Genomic DNA, 16,669 nt, shown 5'->3' with positions numbered 1-16,669 from the left:
TTAATGGCCAATAATCATTCAAATAGAGATTTCATTAGTTTTTTAAATTTACCTTCTTCTTTGTCCTTACCTTCTGATTGATGATAATCATCTTCGTGATGTTCTCTGCGGTCTTCATATGTTTCCTCACGAGGTGATTCAGGTTCTTCCTCATGATTCTCTTTTTTGTTTGATTTACGTTTAAACCAATCAAAACCGCTCGATTTAGATTCGTTATCTTTATCTTCAGATTCGATAACTTCCTCTTCAAATCCTTCATTATCTTGATAACTAATTGTAACATAATCTAATAACTCGTCAAAAGCGATACTACTAGAAATTGTCGAAATAGCAGAAGAGAACTCAGGTTTTCTAATACCCATTTGAGATGGAGTATGAATTCTTACTTTCTCACTTACCATGTCTTGCAGTAATTCTTTTACACCAAGTAAGTTAGCAGAACCACCTGTTACAATAAATCCGCCATTTACTTTAGTAAGTCCAAGTTCTTGTAACACATCGAACACTTCAAAGAATATATCCTCTACACGTTGTTCGATAAAATCGCTTAAATCTTTTTGAGTATATTGAACATGTTCTTCACTATCAATTTGATCTACTGAGAATACATCTTGTTCTGAAGCTGAATCATAGAAAGCATGTCCATATTGATGCTTAATCTTCTCAGCAGTATCATATGTAGTATTTAAGCCTTGCGCAATATCATCTGTAATATCACGACCAGCCATTTCAATTGAATCAGCATCTACTAACTCACCACGCTCATAAAAAGCAATTTGAGTTAAATCTTCGCCAATATCAATGACACAAGCGCCTAATTCTTTTTCTGTAGCGGTTAAAATTGAACCATAATTGTATGCATCAGAGTAAACATCTAATACATCTACGCCACATGCTTCAACACATTTAATCATATTAATTAAAATAGATTTCTGTATAGCTATAACGCCTGCATCAACTTTCAATGAATGTCTAGCAATTAATTCTTTAGGGTCAGAAACTTCATTGTCTTTATCAACTACGAATCGAATAGGAAAGACATTAATCACTTCTGTTTCTGTTACATCATTCTTATCACGAATTCCGTCTAAAACTGATTCAATGTGTGTTCCATTAATTTCAGTATCTTCATAAAATTCAATTTCATTTGATTCATCGTATACTTCGGTACCAATGATAGGTAACTTTAAGAATACTTCTTTTATATCTACACCAGAGGCAATTGAAGCCTTCTTAATTGTATCTTTGATTGCTTGTCTCGCAATATCAAAATCATCAATAAGACCATTCTTGATACCGCTAGTGTAGGTTTGTCCTGTACCTATCACATTTATTCCATTGTGAAATTTTTCGCCTACTATCGTTTTTACACTTGATGAACCTATATCTATACTTACATAGTAATGTTCCTCCATAGATAGGCACCTCCTGACAAATTACTATTAAAATACACTATGTTTAGTTTACAATACGTTGAATAGCTTGTGAACTATAAACACATAGTATTAACGAAATTTTTTAATTATTATCTTTTGATTGATTATTAATTTTATTTAAAACACTTTGAAGTTCTTCTTTAGCTTCACTTTCTTGTTGTGTAGATTTTGTTACATTCTGGTCGGATTCAGACTCAGCACCTGTTGCTCCATTATAAGGTATGAATGAAGCACCCACTGATAAATCAATATACCCATCAGTCTTAAGATTACCTGAATCATCTCTACTTAATGATTGTGACATCTGCGGGTAATATTTCATTTTATCGGCTATTGTAGTAATATCTCCGACAACTTGCATGTCATCTTTAGTGAAGATTTCAATTCTATTTTGTTTGTTCTTCTCTGGAGCATAACTAACTTCAGCAATTAAACTTCTTACTTCAGGTGACATTTCAGATAAAGCTTGAATGATTCGTGTTTTTTTATTTCCTTTAAAACCATCGATAATTGGTCCGTCATGTGAAACATCATCACTGTAATCTTTTAATTCTTTGCCATCTTCTATAATTGGAACGTAACTGTCTTTATTTTTTTCTAAACCAACAACTTGGTACTCAGTTACTTTTACATTTATGGTGTTAGGCAATTGTTTATGAATTTCAACATCCTTGATCAAAGGATTCTTCTTCAAATTGTTAATTGCTTTCCTCTTACTAAATGTGTACATTCTTGAATGAGATGTAACATTTAACTCTTTATTGATTTTACTTTTACTAACATTATTATTACCTTTAATATTCACATTAGAAATCTTGCTTAAAGGAGTGAACATATAAAGTAAGAATATAACAATCAATAATACTAATACAGTAATAATGATATACTGTATTCTTTTTTGTCTTTTTCGGCGTAACGCTCTTTTTTCTTCTAATGTTAAAGGTTTATGTTGTTCATTTTTATCTTTTTCTGTGTTGTGATCACTATTATTATTAATAAAAGGGATCTTATTTATAAAACCTTTTTTATAACTTTTCTCTTCATGAACGTCTTTATTCGCCTTACCACTCTCATCTTTACTAGATTCAGAAGCATCACTTTTACTATCCGATTGAGATTGTTCTTCTATATCTTCGATGTCTTCATTTGTATTGTCTTCATTAATCTCTGTTTGAGAGTCTTTATGATGTTGTATTGCTTCATCACCGTGATTTAGACTATCTTTATCATGTTCATTTTCGGATTGAGTCTTTTTATCTTCATTAGTACTTTCCATCTCTGGAGAATCATTATAGGGAACATCATTTTCTTGTGTTTCCTCATTCGAATATTCATCGTTATTAACTCTGTCACCGAAACGTTTTCTTTTTCTATTACGAAAATCTTTATTTCTTCTAAAAAGACTCACATCATCTTTATCATTATTGTCTTTCTTAGATGTAGTAAAATCTTCAATGCGCGAAACTTTATCATTTTTGTTTTTATTATTTTCATCCATGAGCATTCACACTCCTTAATAAGATGGCAAGTGTGCTCGGAATCTCTCGATAAATTTCTCACCACGTTCTTCAAATGTTTTATATTGATCCCAACTTGCACAAGCTGGTGAAAGTAACACCACATCATTAGGTTCGATAATGTCTTGAATTTTATCAACTGCATCTTCAACGTTCGTTGCTTTAATTACATATTTACCTTGGCTATTACCTAGTTTAGCAAATTTTTCTTGTGTTTCTCCAAAAACAATCATTACACGGACATTATTCATATATGGTATAAGTTCATCAAAGTCATTGCCTCTATCTAAACCGCCACATAACCAAATAATAGGTTGTGTGAATGAATTTAAAGCGAATTGTGTAGCTAAAGTATTAGTTGCTTTGGAATCATTATAATATTTATTCGTACGGTGAGTACCAATGTATTGCAGTCTATGATCAATTCCAGAGAAAGTTGTCAGACTATCTACGATGGCTTTAACTGGTACGCCTGCCAAAATAGCAGCTAATACTGCAGCCAAAATGTTTTCTAAGTTGTGTTCGCCTGGTAAAACTAAATCTTTAACATTTATGATACGAACGCCATTAAATACGATAAATCCGTCTTTAATATATATTCCATTAACTTCTTGCTGTGTTGAAAAATAAAGTGTTTTTGATTTTAAATTCTCTGTTTCAATTAAATGTCTTTGATGATAGTTACAAATGAGATAATCATCTTCAGTTTGATTTTTATAAATTTGTTTTTTCGCATTTTGATAATTTTCTAAAGACTCATGATAATCTAGATGTGCTGAATATATGTTTGTAATGATTGCTATGTGAGGTTTGTATTCATCAATACCTAATAATTGGAAAGATGAAAGTTCTGTAATCAAATATTCATCAGCTTTAACTTCTTGAGCTACCTTAGAAGCAACATAACCTATGTTTCCTGATAGACGACCTGTTAAGACACTTTTTTTAAACATATCCCCTATTAGAGATGTCACAGTCGTCTTACCATTTGTGCCAGTCACACCTATAATAGGTGCCTCAGAAATAAGGTAACTTAATTCGACCTCGGTTAAGATTTTTAAACCTCTGCGAACTGCCTCATCAATAATTGAAACAGTATAAGGGATACCCGGATTTTTGACAATAATAGGATTATTATCAAGTAGCGAAAGAGGATGTTCACCACTTATTACCTCTATCCCCATTGATTCAAGATCTTTTGCATGTGCGTCTTGGGAAAGGTCCTTTCCATCATTCACTTTGACGTTTGCACCCAATTTAGCTAATAATTTTGCAGCTTCATAACCACTTTTAGCTAAGCCAACTACTAGAACATTTTTATTTTCTAATCCTGTGTAATTCAGCACTCTAATGCACTCCAATCCATAAACCTATTAATCCTGAAATTAAACCTACTGTCCAGAATACAGTTACTACTTTCCATTCTCCCCATCCACTTAATTCAAAATGATGGTGAATAGGACTCATTTTAAATATACGTTTCTTAGTTAATTTATAAGATGCTACTTGCATCATAACTGATAATGTTTCAATAACGAAAACTAATCCTACAAAGAAAAGCGACAATTCCTGATTTAACATAATTGAGATTGTAGCGAATATTCCTCCTAATGCAAGACTACCTGTGTCACCCATAAATACTTTTGCTGGGTTTAGGTTATAAGGTAAAAAGCCTATTAATGCAAACACCATAATGACACAGAACGTACCGATTGCTGGGGAATCTAATATAAAGCTCATTATTGCATAGATAGCAAATCCAATGATAGATAACCCTGTAGCTAAGCCATCCAGTCCATCAGTTAAGTTTACCGCATTTGAGAAACCAACCTGCCAAAAGATTATAAATATTACATACGCGAAGGAGAGTGGTAAATCAAAATGAGTAAACGGAATATGTAAATTTGTAGTGAAATTAACTAAATGAAAAACATCACCTAGCACAAAGAATATAACTGCAATTAAAATTTGAGCTAAGAATTTTTGTTTACTCGTTAAACCTTGGTTGTTTTTCTTAACTACTATAATATAATCATCAATAAATCCAATTAGTCCGAATCCAATAGTGACTAATAATAATAAAATAATAGGATTTGATTTATCGACAAATATGATTGCAATAATAGATGTAATAATAATACTTATTAAAAACGTGAGTCCACCCATAGTTGGTGTTCCTGTTTTTTTCATGTGGCTTTGAGGCCCTTCTTCTCTAATGCTTTGGCCAAATTTCATTCTTTTTAACGTAGGAATGAGCACTGGTACTAATATAAATGTTATGAGTAGTGCGATGATCGCATATATAAATAACATATGAATCTCCTTTTCTTCACTTTCTAATATATTCGTTAATTGTAAATAACCTTTAATAGTTTATCAGTTTTCGGTTTATTTTCATATAAATCTTTAAACATAAACAAATGAGGTTGGGACCATCTCTTAGTTAATCCCTAAAATGATCATCCCAACCTCTGTTGTCTGCTTAGTTCAATCAGCTGTCATCGCTGGAACTTGAATTATTTTTTGAATTGCTATTGGAGTCTTTTTTAGAGTCAGAACTTGAACTATCCTTTGATTCTGATTTAGAAGATGAGCTTGAATCTTGTTTAGAGTTTTTATCTTTAGACTTACTTTCATCTTTCGAATTTTTACTAGCTTCTGTTGCATTTGAATCATCTTCACTATCATCAGTTTTATCAGCAGATAGTGTCACTTCTACTTTATCTTTGTTTTTCAACGCTTGGCCTTTAGTAATACTTTGGTTAGTTACAAAACCATTACCTTTAGTGGAAACTTTAATATGTGTTAAGTCTTCAAATGCGAGTACATCTTCTTTTGTCCAACCTGTCATATCCGGCATAGTGATATCACCATCTGTAAGTAACATTACTTTACTATGAGGTAAAATCTTAGTCCCTGCTTTGACAGATTGAGATTTAATTTGCTTACCACTACCTATAGTAACTGGTTTGAGCGACTGAGCATTCATACTATCTTCTGCTTTTTGTGTTTCTTGACCTTCAACGTTAGGTACCTTACTGTAATCAGCTTTAGATGCAGAATCACTTGATTTACCTACATTGAGATACTTGAGTGTGTTTTCCATAATAGGTTTAAATGCTTTACTTACACCCATCTCGTAAGCTTCTTCATCATTTTTCTGAGCTAAACTCATACCCGCGTAAACGATGACTTTAGGATTTTTCTTCGGCGCGTCACCTATAAAGCTTACAAAGTAAGGATTTTCACCTTTAACATATCCGCCACCATTTGAATCTGCTACTTGAGCGGTACCAGTTTTACCTTCGATGTCGTAACCTTTAACGCGATAATTCATCGCATGACTTTGTTTACTATTAACAACTTTGTCTAACTCTTTTTCAACTTTATCAGCAGTATCTTTTGAAATTGGTTTTCCTGCGTACTCTTTTTTACCACTATAGAAGTTTTTCTTAGTGACAGGATTATCAATACTATTTACAAACCAAGGTTTTAACATATTACCTTTATTGAAAAATGCTGATTGTGCTTGAATCATCTGTACAGGTGTAACAGTCGTAGATTGTCCAAACGCAGATGTTTTTTGTTGTAACTCATTAGCCCAAGCTACGTGGCCTGATGCTTCTCCATCAAACATTCCATCTGTTTTCTTACCAAAGCCAAAACGTTCATACCATGACTTCATCTTATCTGCACCAACTAAATCTTGTAAATGCATCATTAATGTGTTAGATGAATAGGTGAAGCCTAGAGTCATAGGTATATTGCCCCAACCTTCTTTATTCCAATCTGAGATCTCAGAACCCATAATGTCTCTGTGTCCAGATTTATATTTTTCATTAGGTTTAAATTTACCTTCTTGGATAGCAGCAGCTAATCCGTAAGACTTGAATGTAGAACCTGGTTCATACGTATTTTGGTATAAATCGTTAGCCCACTTTTTACCAAAATCCTTACCTGTTTCAGGGTTAAAGGTAGGTCGTTGACTATAAGCGAGTATTTCACCTGTTTTAGCGTCCATTACAACTGCAAATAAATCTTTAGGTGCATATTTCTCTACCATGCCATCTAACGCTTCTTCAACAAAGACTTGAATATTAGAATCAAGCGTTAAATGAACATCGTCTCCTCGTTTAGGAGTTTGTTCTTTTTTAGTATTAGGAGCAATATAACCCCAAATATCTTGGATATATTTAAGAGTACCTTGCGTTCCATTTAAGTAGCTATTAAAGATTTTTTCAACACCTAATGCACCATTTAGTTGTCCTGTGTCAGGGTCTTTTTGAGCCATACCAATTAAATGAGAGGCAAAGTTTCCATTAGGATAGAAACGTTCTGTCTCAGGATATAATGAAACCCCAGGTAAATTCATTTTTTCAATTTTTTCTTTATCTTGATAAGTTAAGTTAGTTCCTTTTTGACCAAACTCAACTTGGAAAGCTTTCTTTTGATTGAGTCGTTTTTCAATATCAGAAGCTTTCATATCTATAACTTTAGATAATTGTTTAGCTGTTTTCTTCTTATCTACTACGTGACGTGGCTTTTTACTATTTTGACTTGCCTTTTTATCGACAACTGCAACAACTTTATACCTTTCAACATCTTCTGCAAGAACCTTCCCATTGCGATCATAAATTTTACCACGCTCTGGTTGCTCAGAATTTTTTACTAAGTATTTTTCATTTGCCTTCATCACAAGATTCTGACCATTTGAATGACCAGTTACCATAATATATGAGAACCTTAAAACCAATATAAAAAAGAGCAGTCCGAATAAACCAACTAGAAGGACTGCCCCTATTTTATTTTTTTTAATTTTAATTTTTCGCTTCGCCATTACTACGCACTACCTTTACATTATCGTTCTGTAGGCTCATACCTTGTTTTTTAGCCTTATCGTAAATGCGTTCATATGAAGAATTTTTCTTGATTTCAGACTTTAATGCGCTGTTTTCACTAGATTGTTTTTCTATTTTTTGATCTAAATCTGCAATTTTTCCCCGCGTATCATACGCATCCATTTTTAAAGATAGCATATAAATACTAATCATGGCAATTACTGTAATAAGCGTTATGTATAAAACTTTTTCAAATCTAGTTAATTGTACGACTACTTTTCTTTTAACAGTCTGTTTTTCTGGACGAGATTGCGGTTGTCTTTGTGGAATACTGGTTTGAGTTGCTTCATCATAAGGTTGATAAATTTTTTCTACAGCCATTTCAATTACTCCTTATTTTAAAATTTCTGCAACACGTAGTTTTGCACTACGCGCACGATTGTTTTCGTCTAAATCTTCTTCAGTAGCAGTTATCGGTTTGCGATTTACACGTTTTAATTTCGGCGAGTAACCTTCAGGAATAATTGGTATCCCTCTCGGAACTTCTGGTCCTTTCTCATATTCTTGGAAAATTTGCTTACATAAGCGGTCCTCCAAAGAATGGAACGTGATGACCGAAATCCTTCCATTAACATTTACACTCTCAATTGCTTGTTCAATTGAATCTTCAAACGCGGATAATTCATCGTTTACAGCTATTCGAATTGCTTGAAAAACTCTTTTAGCAGGATGTCCCCCTTTACGTCTCGCCTTGGCAGGTATACCTTCTTTGATGATGTCAACGAGTTGTAAAGTCGTTTCTATTGGATGTTGTTCTCGATTAGCTTCTATTCTTCTTGCAATTTGTTTTGAAAACTTTTCTTCACCGTAACGATAAAAAATCTTTACCAATGCTTCATAAGACCATTCATTCACTACCTCATAAGCAGATAGTGATTGAGTTTGATCCATCCGCATGTCTAATTTCGCATCGTGATGATAACTAAATCCTCTTTCAGGGACATCCAATTGCGGACTCGAAACACCGAGGTCGTAATAGATGCCGTCTACTTTTTCAATGTTTAAATCTTTTAAAATATTCGTTAATTCTCGAAAGTTGTTATGAACAAAAGTGACTTTATGTAAGTGTTCTTTCAAAACAACTTTTGCATTTTCTAAGGCTGTTAAATCTTGATCAATCGCAATAAGTCTACCTTCATCATTTAATTGATTAAGTAAATAAAGGGCGTGACCTGCACCACCAAGCGTACAGTCAACATACACACCATCTTCTTTAATATTTAAATAATCAATGGTTTCGTTTAACATGACGCTGACGTGATGAAACACTTGAATACCTCCATTTAAAAATCAAAATCTATTAAATCTTCAGCAATATCTTCGAAACTATCTTCTGATTCTTCATAGAAGTCATTCCAAGTTTCTCTGTCCCAAATCTCAATACGATTAGACACACCTATTACTGTACATTCTTTGGTTAAATTAGCGTATTTCCTCAAATTCTGAGGTATGTTAATACGACCTTGCTTATCTAATTCTACTTCTACAGCACCAGAGAAGAACATACGCATAAATTTACGTGCGTCTTTTTTAGTCATAGGTAAGGTTTTCATCTTCTCTTCAATTTGTTGCCATTCTTCAAGTGTGTAACCAAATAAGCATTTATCAAGGCCTCTAGTGATAATAAAACGTTCATTTAAGTCATAACGAAACTTGGACGGTACTATCATACGTCCTTTTGTATCTAATTGATGATCGTATTCTCCCATGAACATTTTTTATCACCTCACCTTATTTATAATTTACCACATCTCCCCACTATCCTCCACTAATTATGCAAAATTAGTTCAATTTATTTGCTCAAACACAAAAAAACCCGTTTTATCAAAAAGATAAAACGGGTTCAAACGCCTTTATATCAAGGTTTTATAATTATATGATCAAAAGTGTAATGAAGTGGTGGGTAGGTGGAGGGATGGAACACATTTTTCCCAAAATCATTCATTATTTGTAATGGATTCCAAATTCTTTCTTGTAATCCACCCATTGGATGGAGCACTTCATTAATTTCTCTAAATTGGCGCATACTAATATCATTTTCCCTTTCTACATTTAATAAGTAGCGTTTTAACAAGTAATGATATTGTTCTTGGTGAATTTCATTATTCTTCTCTATCAATAATTCATTATCATGATTTCCTGCAACTTGAGATTTCAATCTTTCAGTTAGTTGTTGCTGTTTTACTTTCATTTGCTCTACTTCATCTATTAATTCTTGAGAGGCTTTTTCACGTACAAATTTCTGTCTATCTTGTTCTACTCCATATGAAATGATAGTTTCAGTTTTCAGATTATATTGTTTCAATAATTTTTTAGTTCTATCATACATATAGCTTATTCTAAGTCTAGGTAAAACAATGGGCATTTCAACATTAAGTAAATTAAACACTTCTTTTAATTCTGACCAGTACTTTATTTCGCTTGGTCCACCAATAAATGCAACAGTATTAAATAACCACTCTTCCATAACTGGACGAGTAACAACATTATTTGATATTCTCTCGGGCTCATTTTCAATAATGTTAAATAAATCTTCTTTTGAATATGACTTCTCCGATTTACTAGTAATAAATCTGCCATCTTTATATTTTAATAACTGTCTCATATTTTCATCATGAATAAATAAATGAGTATTAGTGTCTGTCTGAATCATTGGATTTAATCCTTGTGCTTCAATTTTGGATTGTGTGTCTCGAAAAGCTTGATCCAATTTTTCACTTTTATCTAGTATATCTTTGAAAATAGGCTTTTCCATTTTCCTTAACTCTGTGAATTGAGCATCTAGGAATAATACCCCATATTCTTTGAAAATTTCATGTAGAAGTCCTTTGAAGATATCAGTCCAATTTTCGTAGCGTAAGATGATGTTACGACATAACTGATACACTTCATTGCTATGGGAAGTCTCTGTTAATTCTTTAAAAAACTGATTAAGCGACTCCAATAAAGCTTCTTTATCAGGAGTAAAACGAGTAACACTAGTTTCAGGTGGAGTCATCGTATGATATTTAATCTTATCGAGCGTTGCCTTCTTATGATTAAATACAAAAGTATGATTAACTTCATCAAAATCATGGTCTTCTCCAGCAATCCAAAAAACGGGAATAATTTTTTCATTATATTGATTTGTCAGTTGATTACTTAGAGTAATAATTGAAAAAATTTTATGAAAAGTGTAGAGAGGTCCTCCAAACAATCCCGCTTGCTGTCCTCCAATTACTACTTTAGCTCCCTCAGCTAAATCTTTAATATTCATAATTTGTGATTCTGACAAATCTAAATCACTCATATAAGATTTTATAACAGAAGAAAGTTGCTCTTCTCTACCATTATTTGGAGTATTAAGTCTTTTAGAGAAACTATCTCTTAAACTTGCATCATATTCATAAAACCTCGCAATTTGAGAATCGCCATTTTTTATTTTAGAGATAAACTGATCATCTTCATTTAACTTTATTACATTGCACTTCATGTTTTAACTCCTTCAGTATCACTATTACTCATATAGTATAAAGACTATACTCATTTATGACAATTTTACGGCTTAAATTTATTTATATATTCATTTTAAAACTGGAATTTTCTATAATTTTAAATAAATGAAAGTTAACATTAAAATAAGGTATAATAGAGAAAAGAAATTAAAGGGGAGAGAAAATATGAGCGAGGTAAAACATCTAGAGATAAATTATAAAACTGATGAGCTCTTTGAAGATTTTAGAGAGTTCGGCAATAAAGATCTCTATATGGTTGAAGAATTAAAAGGTCAAATGATAGATGCAAGTTCAGATTCACCTTTTTATGGCATTTTTGTAGGAGATAAATTAGCGGCAAGAATGGCTTTACTCGACAAAGGCGAAGTTGAAGAAACTTATTTCCCAGATTGTGATGATTACATTTTATTATGGAAATTAGAAGTTCTTGAAAAATATCAAGGTCGTGGCTATGCTAAAAAGCTTATCGATTTTGCTAAAGAAAATAATAAACCTATCAAAGCCATTGCTAGAAACAACTCAAAAGACTATTTCTTAAAACATGGTTTTGAGGATGTCGAAGCTAAAAACCCTGAAGGTCACGATGTATTAATTTGGAAACCTTAACGTTATATAAAAAGCCATTAAATGTATTTAGCATACATTCAATGGCTTTTTTCTATTCAACAATATTAATTAGTTCTGACAAATTACTGATCTCGTAATGAGGTTGTATATTAGAGTTATTTTCTTTTTCACGGTAATTAAACCAACATGTTTGAATATTAGCATTGAGGCCACCCATAACATCAGAGGTCAACGAATCTCCAACTATAATTGTTTCCTCTCTATTAATGTTTCCAATCTCATTAAAGATGTAATCAAAGAATTCTCGCATAGGTTTCTGGTAACCAGTCTGCTCTGAAATAAATATTCCATTAAATATATCATTAAAATTTGTCTGAGCAATACGACGCTGTTGCGTGATTGTCACACCATTCGTAACAATATATAATGAATGTTTATCTTTCAGCTGGTTAATAGTTTCAATCGTTTGATCGAAAAATTTAAGCGGCGCTTTAGCTAATTCATCTCTAAATATCTCATCCGCTTCTTTACCATCTACTTCTATGTAATAATCATTGAAATAATTAATAAATCGATGAGATAAAACTTGTTCTTTCGTCAATTCATTTTGTTGAAAAGCTTCCCAGTGTGATTGATTGACCTTTCTAAAATGTTGGAAATCTTGTTTAGTCGGAAAATGACCGTAATGTTTTGCCATATTATAAAATGCCTTTTCCTCTGCATCGTAAAAATCAACTATTGTACCATCGAAATCTAATAAGATATGTTTATATGTCACAATTTATCCCCGTTTCAAATTTTAATGAACAAACTTCTTATTCTTTTTAATAATAACAAATAATCTGCAAATAAAAAAAGACCAGAGCGCTTGCCCTGGTCCATCTAATCATATATTAGAATCCGAATACTTTACCTAATAAACCGATTCCGTTTTCTGCGATACCCACGATGCTTGTACCTAATTTTGCCCAGTCATGGTCTTGTCCTGCTTTTACTGTGTTTGCGATTGCTTCTGCTAATTTAGTCATTAAAATCTCTCCCTTTATTTATATATTTTAGATTTAAATATTATTAAATTCGCTAATTAACCACCGAAGATTTTACTTAATGCACCGATACCATTTTCAGCGATTCCTACGATGCTTGTACCTAATTTTGCCCAGTCGTGGTCTTGTCCTGCTTTTACTGTGTTTGCAATTGCTTCTGCTAATTTAGTCATTAAAATCTCTCCCTTTATTTATATTTTAGATTTAGAATTTCATTAAATGTGATAATTAACCACCAAAGATTTTAGTGATAGCGTTAATACCATTTTCAGCGATACCAACAATGCTTGTACCTAATTTTGCCCAATCGTGATCTTGACCTGCTTTTACAGTGTTTGCGATTGCTTCTGCTAATTTTTGCATTATAATCTCTCCTTTTAGTAGTTTATTAAAAAATGAGTAAGTTGATTAAATTAGAATCCGAATACTTTACCTAATAAGCTGATTCCATTTTCAGCGATACCTACGATGCTTGTACCTAATTTTGCCCAATCTTGGTCTTGTCCTGCTTTTACTGCGTTTGCGATTGCTTCTGCTAATTTAGTCATTATAGTCTCTCCTTTAGTTTATTTTATTTATAATTAAGTTCTTATTTATCGAAAATTAACCACCGAATACTTTAGTTAATGCACTTACACCGTTTTCTACGATATCAACGATGCTTGTACCTAATTTTGTCCAATCATGATCTTGTCCTGCTTTTACTGTGTTTGCGATTGCTTCTGCTAATTTTTGCATTATAATCTCTCCTTTATTATTAAAACGATATTAATAATCTGAATTATGCACCAATAAATTTAGAAATAACTTTTACACCATTGTCAACGATGTCAACAATGCTAGTTCCTAATTTTGTCCAATCTTGGTTGATTCCAGCATCGACTGTGTTTCTAATTGCGTCGAATAATTTTTCCATTACAAACACTCCTTCAGTAAAATGTGATAATGCGTGAGTTAATTAATTTAAAACGATGAATGAACTTGTGTTGTTTGTTTATCTATCGTTTTGTTACTTATACTATAAAGCGGATTTAGCACAATTTGTTTATATTTTCTTAAGTCGGTATTTAAAGGTCTAAACTGTGAAATGAAAACGTTTACACAACAGTTTGGAATTCCTTAGTGTATTGTTTACAATTCAATTGTTAAAAATTCCTTGCATCTTTACAATAAATTAACATTCTAGTATAAAAAGCACTACTATAGTGAAAAATATAAACATTTTTTATAAGAGAACTATTGCTAAAACTCCCCCATTTAGATATAATAATTCTTGTGTTAAAAAATGTCCTGGTAGCTCAGCTGGATAGAGCAATGGCCTTCTAAGCCATCGGTCGGGGGTTCGAATCCCTCCCAGGACGCTAATAATATACTTTTAAGACGATGAGGGATACTACAAATGTAGTATCCCTCATTTTTTAGTTAATAAAGATTATTTACACAAAGCGGATGGTTTAATTAGATTGATCACAAAAGATGCGTAGTTTAATTACGCTATCTTTTAATTACTTAAATATCGCTCTTCTAAAAAGAAAATGCATAACAATCATTAAATCCGCTAAAATTTTCCATTACTTGTGCCTAACTGTATTTAAACAATGCTAAAGTGTCGTAATCTAAAAAAATACCTGCCCTTTTACGGGCAGGTATCGTTTTCTAATGCTTATCTGTTTAAATATTTATCAAAACTGTATCTATTATTTTATTTTCTCTATTTCTAAAATTTAGTTCAGCCTGTGAGCCGGTATCATTAATAATAAGTTCAGCAAATGTTTCTTCTATATTACTGCGTGATTGTGAGATGCTACCTGGATTAATAACATGTACTCCAGCAATATTCTCATATTTAGCAACATGAGTATGTCCATAAAATGCAAATTGGCAAGATAGAGATTTTGCTTTTTCAGCAAGTTTCATACGCGTACGATTGACATCGTAAAAATGTCCATGTGTGTAAAAAGCTTTCATACCCTCTTCTTCAATTATCTCTTCTTCAGGAAATTCAGGATAAAAATCACAATTGCCTTTAACACGATGATATAGACTTAATTCCGTATCATTATATTGAAACTCCGAATCACCTAGATGTAGAAAGGCATCAGCATCTTGATGCTTTTCAAACACGTGATACAAAATCCCTGATTCATTATGATTATCACTAATAATAATCCACTTACTCATTTTGACCACCTTCTAGATACGCTTTCAACAATTGAATCGCATTTCCTCTGTGACTTATCTCACTTTTCTCTTCGTCAGTAAGTTCTGCCATTGTTCTCTTTTTATCAGGCACAAAGAAGATTGGATCATAACCAAATCCATGAGTCCCTTGTCTTGCATGAGTAATTTCACCAGAAACTGTGCCTTTAAATGTTTTAGTTTCTTCACCTGGTGCACTCATACTAATCACACAAACAAATTGTGCTCGTCGATCAGATTCATTCTCTAAATTAGCCAATAGCTTATCAATATTAGCATCATCACTTTTATCTAGTCCTGCATATCTTGCTGAATAGACACCTGGTTCACCTTTAAGTGCGAACACTTCAAGCCCACTATCATCAGCAATCACACGCTTATTTAACACCTTGGCTGCAGCTTCTGATTTTAATTTAACATTCTCTTCAAATGTAGTACCTGTTTCCTCAACATCGAAATTTGGTAAAAGTTCAGAAATACCTATGACATTATCTTCTTTGAAAATAACTTTAAAGTCATTAATTTTACCTTTGTTATTCGATGCAATGACAATATCTGACATAACTATACTTACTCCCTTCTCTTACTCACCTACTGTAATTTGTTCAACTTGTACATTCATTTTAAGCCATTCGGCAATAATATTTTTGATATGTGTGGTATCACCAGTCGCAAAGAATCGATGTTTTGGATGTTCTGTATAACTCGCATGTTCATTACTAAACGTTAATAACGCACTTACTTCACGTGCAGTTTCTAATCCTGAAGAAATTACAGTTTTTTCACCATCAAAATAATCATAAATAGGTTTGTATAATAGAGGATAATGCGTACAACCTAAAATTACAGTATCAGCATCACTGTTTCTCCATTGTTTTAATGTCTGATGAATAACAATACTTGTGATAGTTGGGTCATTATATCTCATTTGTTCAACTAACGGTACAAAACCTGGACATGCCACACCATAAACATTGACGTTAGGATTAATCTTTTTAATATGAGTACGATAAGCTTCTGATTTAATTGTACCTTCAGTTCCTAATACTAAAACATTTTGATTTTTAGTCGTCATAATCGCAGTTCGTGCACCTGGTTCAATAACTCCAATAACAGGAATAGGCAACAATGTTTGTAAATGCTCTAATGCAACAGCTGTTGCTGTATTACAAGCAATGACTAACATTTTTATATCAAATTCCATTAATTTTTGAGCAATTTCTGTAGTAAACTGTTTAACTTCATCTCCAGGTCTAGGTCCATAAGGGCATCGTCCAATATCACCAAGATAATATATCGTCTCATTTGGTAATTGTCTCATGATTTCTTTGGCTACCGTTAAACCTCCCACACCTGAGTCGATAACACCTATAGGTTTATTCATATATCTTCATCCTTATTTTTTCAGTTAACCTTTATTTTATCACAATGGACTTATACTGTTTATTATTACGAATCTAGTTTTACTTTCTATTTTGAAAATGATTTCTAAGAAGCATACTAATTTAAAAA

20 protein-coding genes and 1 tRNA gene are annotated in these 16,669 nt (G+C 32.4%); 2 read left to right on the top strand and 19 right to left on the bottom strand.

The genetic code is table 11. The annotated features are described in order from the left end of the window. Positions 1–14: 14 nt before the first annotated feature. The 9 genes from ftsA to bshC form a co-directional block, all read right to left on the bottom strand. A complete protein-coding gene (gene ftsA / locus HMPREF3154_RS10280; protein ID WP_002435260.1) occupies positions 15–1,415 on the bottom strand; it encodes a cell division protein FtsA in 1,401 nt (466 codons plus the stop codon). Positions 1,416–1,518: 103 nt separating this feature from the next. Further along, on the bottom strand, positions 1,519–2,934 hold the full coding sequence (locus HMPREF3154_RS10275) for a cell division protein FtsQ/DivIB (protein WP_037560582.1): 1,416 nt from the start codon (positions 2,932–2,934) through the stop codon (positions 1,519–1,521). Between the two features lie 15 nt (positions 2,935–2,949). Beyond that, positions 2,950–4,299 (bottom strand): UDP-N-acetylmuramoyl-L-alanine--D-glutamate ligase, encoded by a 1,350-nt coding sequence (murD, locus tag HMPREF3154_RS10270; protein ID WP_002435137.1) that lies wholly within the window; start codon positions 4,297–4,299, stop codon positions 2,950–2,952. A gap of 1 nt (position 4,300) precedes the next feature. Next, positions 4,301–5,266: a phospho-N-acetylmuramoyl-pentapeptide-transferase gene (gene mraY / locus HMPREF3154_RS10265; RefSeq protein WP_023350433.1), complete on the bottom strand. Its 966-nt coding sequence runs from the start codon at positions 5,264–5,266 to the stop codon at positions 4,301–4,303. Between the two features lie 178 nt (positions 5,267–5,444). Next, a complete protein-coding gene (locus HMPREF3154_RS10260; protein WP_023350434.1) occupies positions 5,445–7,790 on the bottom strand; it encodes a penicillin-binding protein in 2,346 nt (781 codons plus the stop codon). Next, a complete protein-coding gene (gene ftsL, locus HMPREF3154_RS10255; protein WP_023350435.1) occupies positions 7,771–8,172 on the bottom strand; it encodes a cell division protein FtsL in 402 nt (133 codons plus the stop codon). Before ftsL ends, HMPREF3154_RS10260 begins: the two co-directional genes overlap by 20 nt. Positions 8,173–8,184: 12 nt before the next feature. Then, positions 8,185–9,120 (bottom strand): 16S rRNA (cytosine(1402)-N(4))-methyltransferase RsmH, encoded by a 936-nt coding sequence (gene rsmH, locus HMPREF3154_RS10250; RefSeq protein WP_002435203.1) that lies wholly within the window; start codon positions 9,118–9,120, stop codon positions 8,185–8,187. A gap of 14 nt (positions 9,121–9,134) precedes the next feature. Beyond that, a complete protein-coding gene (gene mraZ / locus HMPREF3154_RS10245) occupies positions 9,135–9,566 on the bottom strand; it encodes a division/cell wall cluster transcriptional repressor MraZ (RefSeq protein WP_002435248.1) in 432 nt (143 codons plus the stop codon). 143 nt (positions 9,567–9,709) lie between these two features. Beyond that, positions 9,710–11,323 (bottom strand): bacillithiol biosynthesis cysteine-adding enzyme BshC, encoded by a 1,614-nt coding sequence (gene bshC, locus HMPREF3154_RS10240; protein WP_023350436.1) that lies wholly within the window; start codon positions 11,321–11,323, stop codon positions 9,710–9,712. A 187-nt stretch (positions 11,324–11,510) separates the two neighbouring features. Between bshC and HMPREF3154_RS10235 the strand changes: the two genes are divergently transcribed. After that, a complete protein-coding gene (locus HMPREF3154_RS10235) occupies positions 11,511–11,951 on the top strand; it encodes an N-acetyltransferase (protein WP_002435175.1) in 441 nt (146 codons plus the stop codon). 52 nt (positions 11,952–12,003) lie between these two features. Here HMPREF3154_RS10235 and HMPREF3154_RS10230 read toward each other — a convergent pair whose 3' ends face one another. The 7 genes from HMPREF3154_RS10230 to HMPREF3154_RS10200 all read right to left on the bottom strand — a co-directional run bounded on the left by HMPREF3154_RS10230 (position 12,004) and on the right by HMPREF3154_RS10200 (position 13,874). Continuing rightward, positions 12,004–12,690, bottom strand: a complete 687-nt coding sequence (locus tag HMPREF3154_RS10230; RefSeq protein ID WP_023350437.1) for a YjjG family noncanonical pyrimidine nucleotidase — start codon at positions 12,688–12,690, stop codon at positions 12,004–12,006. Positions 12,691–12,805: 115 nt separating this feature from the next. Beyond that, a complete protein-coding gene (locus HMPREF3154_RS10225) occupies positions 12,806–12,940 on the bottom strand; it encodes a beta-class phenol-soluble modulin (RefSeq protein ID WP_002435157.1) in 135 nt (44 codons plus the stop codon). Positions 12,941–12,996: 56 nt separating this feature from the next. Continuing rightward, positions 12,997–13,131, bottom strand: coding sequence for a beta-class phenol-soluble modulin (locus tag HMPREF3154_RS10220; RefSeq protein WP_023350438.1), 135 nt, complete (start codon positions 13,129–13,131; stop codon positions 12,997–12,999). Between the two features lie 55 nt (positions 13,132–13,186). After that, entirely contained in the window at positions 13,187–13,321 is a 135-nt protein-coding gene (locus tag HMPREF3154_RS10215; RefSeq protein ID WP_002435067.1) for a beta-class phenol-soluble modulin, read from the bottom strand. Between the two features lie 50 nt (positions 13,322–13,371). Beyond that, on the bottom strand, positions 13,372–13,506 hold the full coding sequence (locus HMPREF3154_RS10210; protein WP_002435169.1) for a beta-class phenol-soluble modulin: 135 nt from the start codon (positions 13,504–13,506) through the stop codon (positions 13,372–13,374). A gap of 55 nt (positions 13,507–13,561) precedes the next feature. Beyond that, positions 13,562–13,696 (bottom strand): beta-class phenol-soluble modulin, encoded by a 135-nt coding sequence (locus HMPREF3154_RS10205; protein ID WP_002435168.1) that lies wholly within the window; start codon positions 13,694–13,696, stop codon positions 13,562–13,564. Positions 13,697–13,739: 43 nt separating this feature from the next. After that, entirely contained in the window at positions 13,740–13,874 is a 135-nt protein-coding gene (locus tag HMPREF3154_RS10200) for a beta-class phenol-soluble modulin (protein WP_002435197.1), read from the bottom strand. Between the two features lie 371 nt (positions 13,875–14,245). On the opposite strand from HMPREF3154_RS10200, the gene HMPREF3154_RS10195 reads away from it, so the two are divergent. Further along, a tRNA-Arg gene (locus HMPREF3154_RS10195) sits at positions 14,246–14,319 on the top strand. Positions 14,320–14,629: 310 nt separating this feature from the next. Here HMPREF3154_RS10195 and HMPREF3154_RS10190 read toward each other — a convergent pair. The 3 genes from HMPREF3154_RS10190 to racE are packed head-to-tail and all read right to left on the bottom strand — an operon-like array spanning position 14,630 to position 16,541. Further along, positions 14,630–15,139, bottom strand: coding sequence for a YfcE family phosphodiesterase (locus HMPREF3154_RS10190; RefSeq protein WP_023350439.1), 510 nt, complete (start codon positions 15,137–15,139; stop codon positions 14,630–14,632). Further along, a complete protein-coding gene (locus tag HMPREF3154_RS10185) occupies positions 15,132–15,719 on the bottom strand; it encodes an XTP/dITP diphosphatase (protein ID WP_070474711.1) in 588 nt (195 codons plus the stop codon). Before HMPREF3154_RS10185 ends, HMPREF3154_RS10190 begins: the two co-directional genes overlap by 8 nt. Positions 15,720–15,740: 21 nt before the next feature. Further along, on the bottom strand, positions 15,741–16,541 hold the full coding sequence (gene racE / locus HMPREF3154_RS10180) for a glutamate racemase (RefSeq protein ID WP_002435221.1): 801 nt from the start codon (positions 16,539–16,541) through the stop codon (positions 15,741–15,743). Positions 16,542–16,669 lie beyond the last annotated feature (128 nt).

Origin of the sequence: Staphylococcus sp. HMSC06C11, from assembly GCF_001808345.1 — a bacterium.
Classification (GTDB): domain Bacteria; phylum Bacillota; class Bacilli; order Staphylococcales; family Staphylococcaceae; genus Staphylococcus; species Staphylococcus capitis.
The sequence above is the reverse complement of the archived record's forward strand: the minus strand, read 5'-3'. Positions and strand labels throughout refer to the sequence as shown.

Coding starts and splice junctions, on each gene's coding strand:
- ftsA (WP_002435260.1), bottom strand. CDS start 1,415: ATGGAGGAACATTACTATGTAAGTATAGATATAGGTTCATCAAGTGTA.
- HMPREF3154_RS10275 (WP_037560582.1), bottom strand. CDS start 2,934: ATGGATGAAAATAATAAAAACAAAAATGATAAAGTTTCGCGCATTGAA.
- mraY (WP_023350433.1), bottom strand. CDS start 5,266: ATGTTATTTATATATGCGATCATCGCACTACTCATAACATTTATATTA.
- HMPREF3154_RS10260 (WP_023350434.1), bottom strand. CDS start 7,790: ATGGCGAAGCGAAAAATTAAAATTAAAAAAAATAAAATAGGGGCAGTC.
- ftsL (WP_023350435.1), bottom strand. CDS start 8,172: ATGGCTGTAGAAAAAATTTATCAACCTTATGATGAAGCAACTCAAACC.
- mraZ (WP_002435248.1), bottom strand. CDS start 9,566: ATGTTCATGGGAGAATACGATCATCAATTAGATACAAAAGGACGTATG.
- bshC (WP_023350436.1), bottom strand. CDS start 11,323: ATGAAGTGCAATGTAATAAAGTTAAATGAAGATGATCAGTTTATCTCT.
- HMPREF3154_RS10235 (WP_002435175.1), top strand. CDS start 11,511: ATGAGCGAGGTAAAACATCTAGAGATAAATTATAAAACTGATGAGCTC.
- HMPREF3154_RS10225 (WP_002435157.1), bottom strand. CDS start 12,940: ATGACTAAATTAGCAGAAGCAATCGCAAACACAGTAAAAGCAGGACAA.
- HMPREF3154_RS10220 (WP_023350438.1), bottom strand. CDS start 13,131: ATGACTAAATTAGCAGAAGCAATTGCAAACACAGTAAAAGCAGGACAA.
- HMPREF3154_RS10215 (WP_002435067.1), bottom strand. CDS start 13,321: ATGCAAAAATTAGCAGAAGCAATCGCAAACACTGTAAAAGCAGGTCAA.
- HMPREF3154_RS10210 (WP_002435169.1), bottom strand. CDS start 13,506: ATGACTAAATTAGCAGAAGCAATCGCAAACGCAGTAAAAGCAGGACAA.
- HMPREF3154_RS10205 (WP_002435168.1), bottom strand. CDS start 13,696: ATGCAAAAATTAGCAGAAGCAATCGCAAACACAGTAAAAGCAGGACAA.
- HMPREF3154_RS10200 (WP_002435197.1), bottom strand. CDS start 13,874: ATGGAAAAATTATTCGACGCAATTAGAAACACAGTCGATGCTGGAATC.
- HMPREF3154_RS10190 (WP_023350439.1), bottom strand. CDS start 15,139: ATGAGTAAGTGGATTATTATTAGTGATAATCATAATGAATCAGGGATT.
- HMPREF3154_RS10185 (WP_070474711.1), bottom strand. CDS start 15,719: ATGTCAGATATTGTCATTGCATCGAATAACAAAGGTAAAATTAATGAC.
- racE (WP_002435221.1), bottom strand. CDS start 16,541: ATGAATAAACCTATAGGTGTTATCGACTCAGGTGTGGGAGGTTTAACG.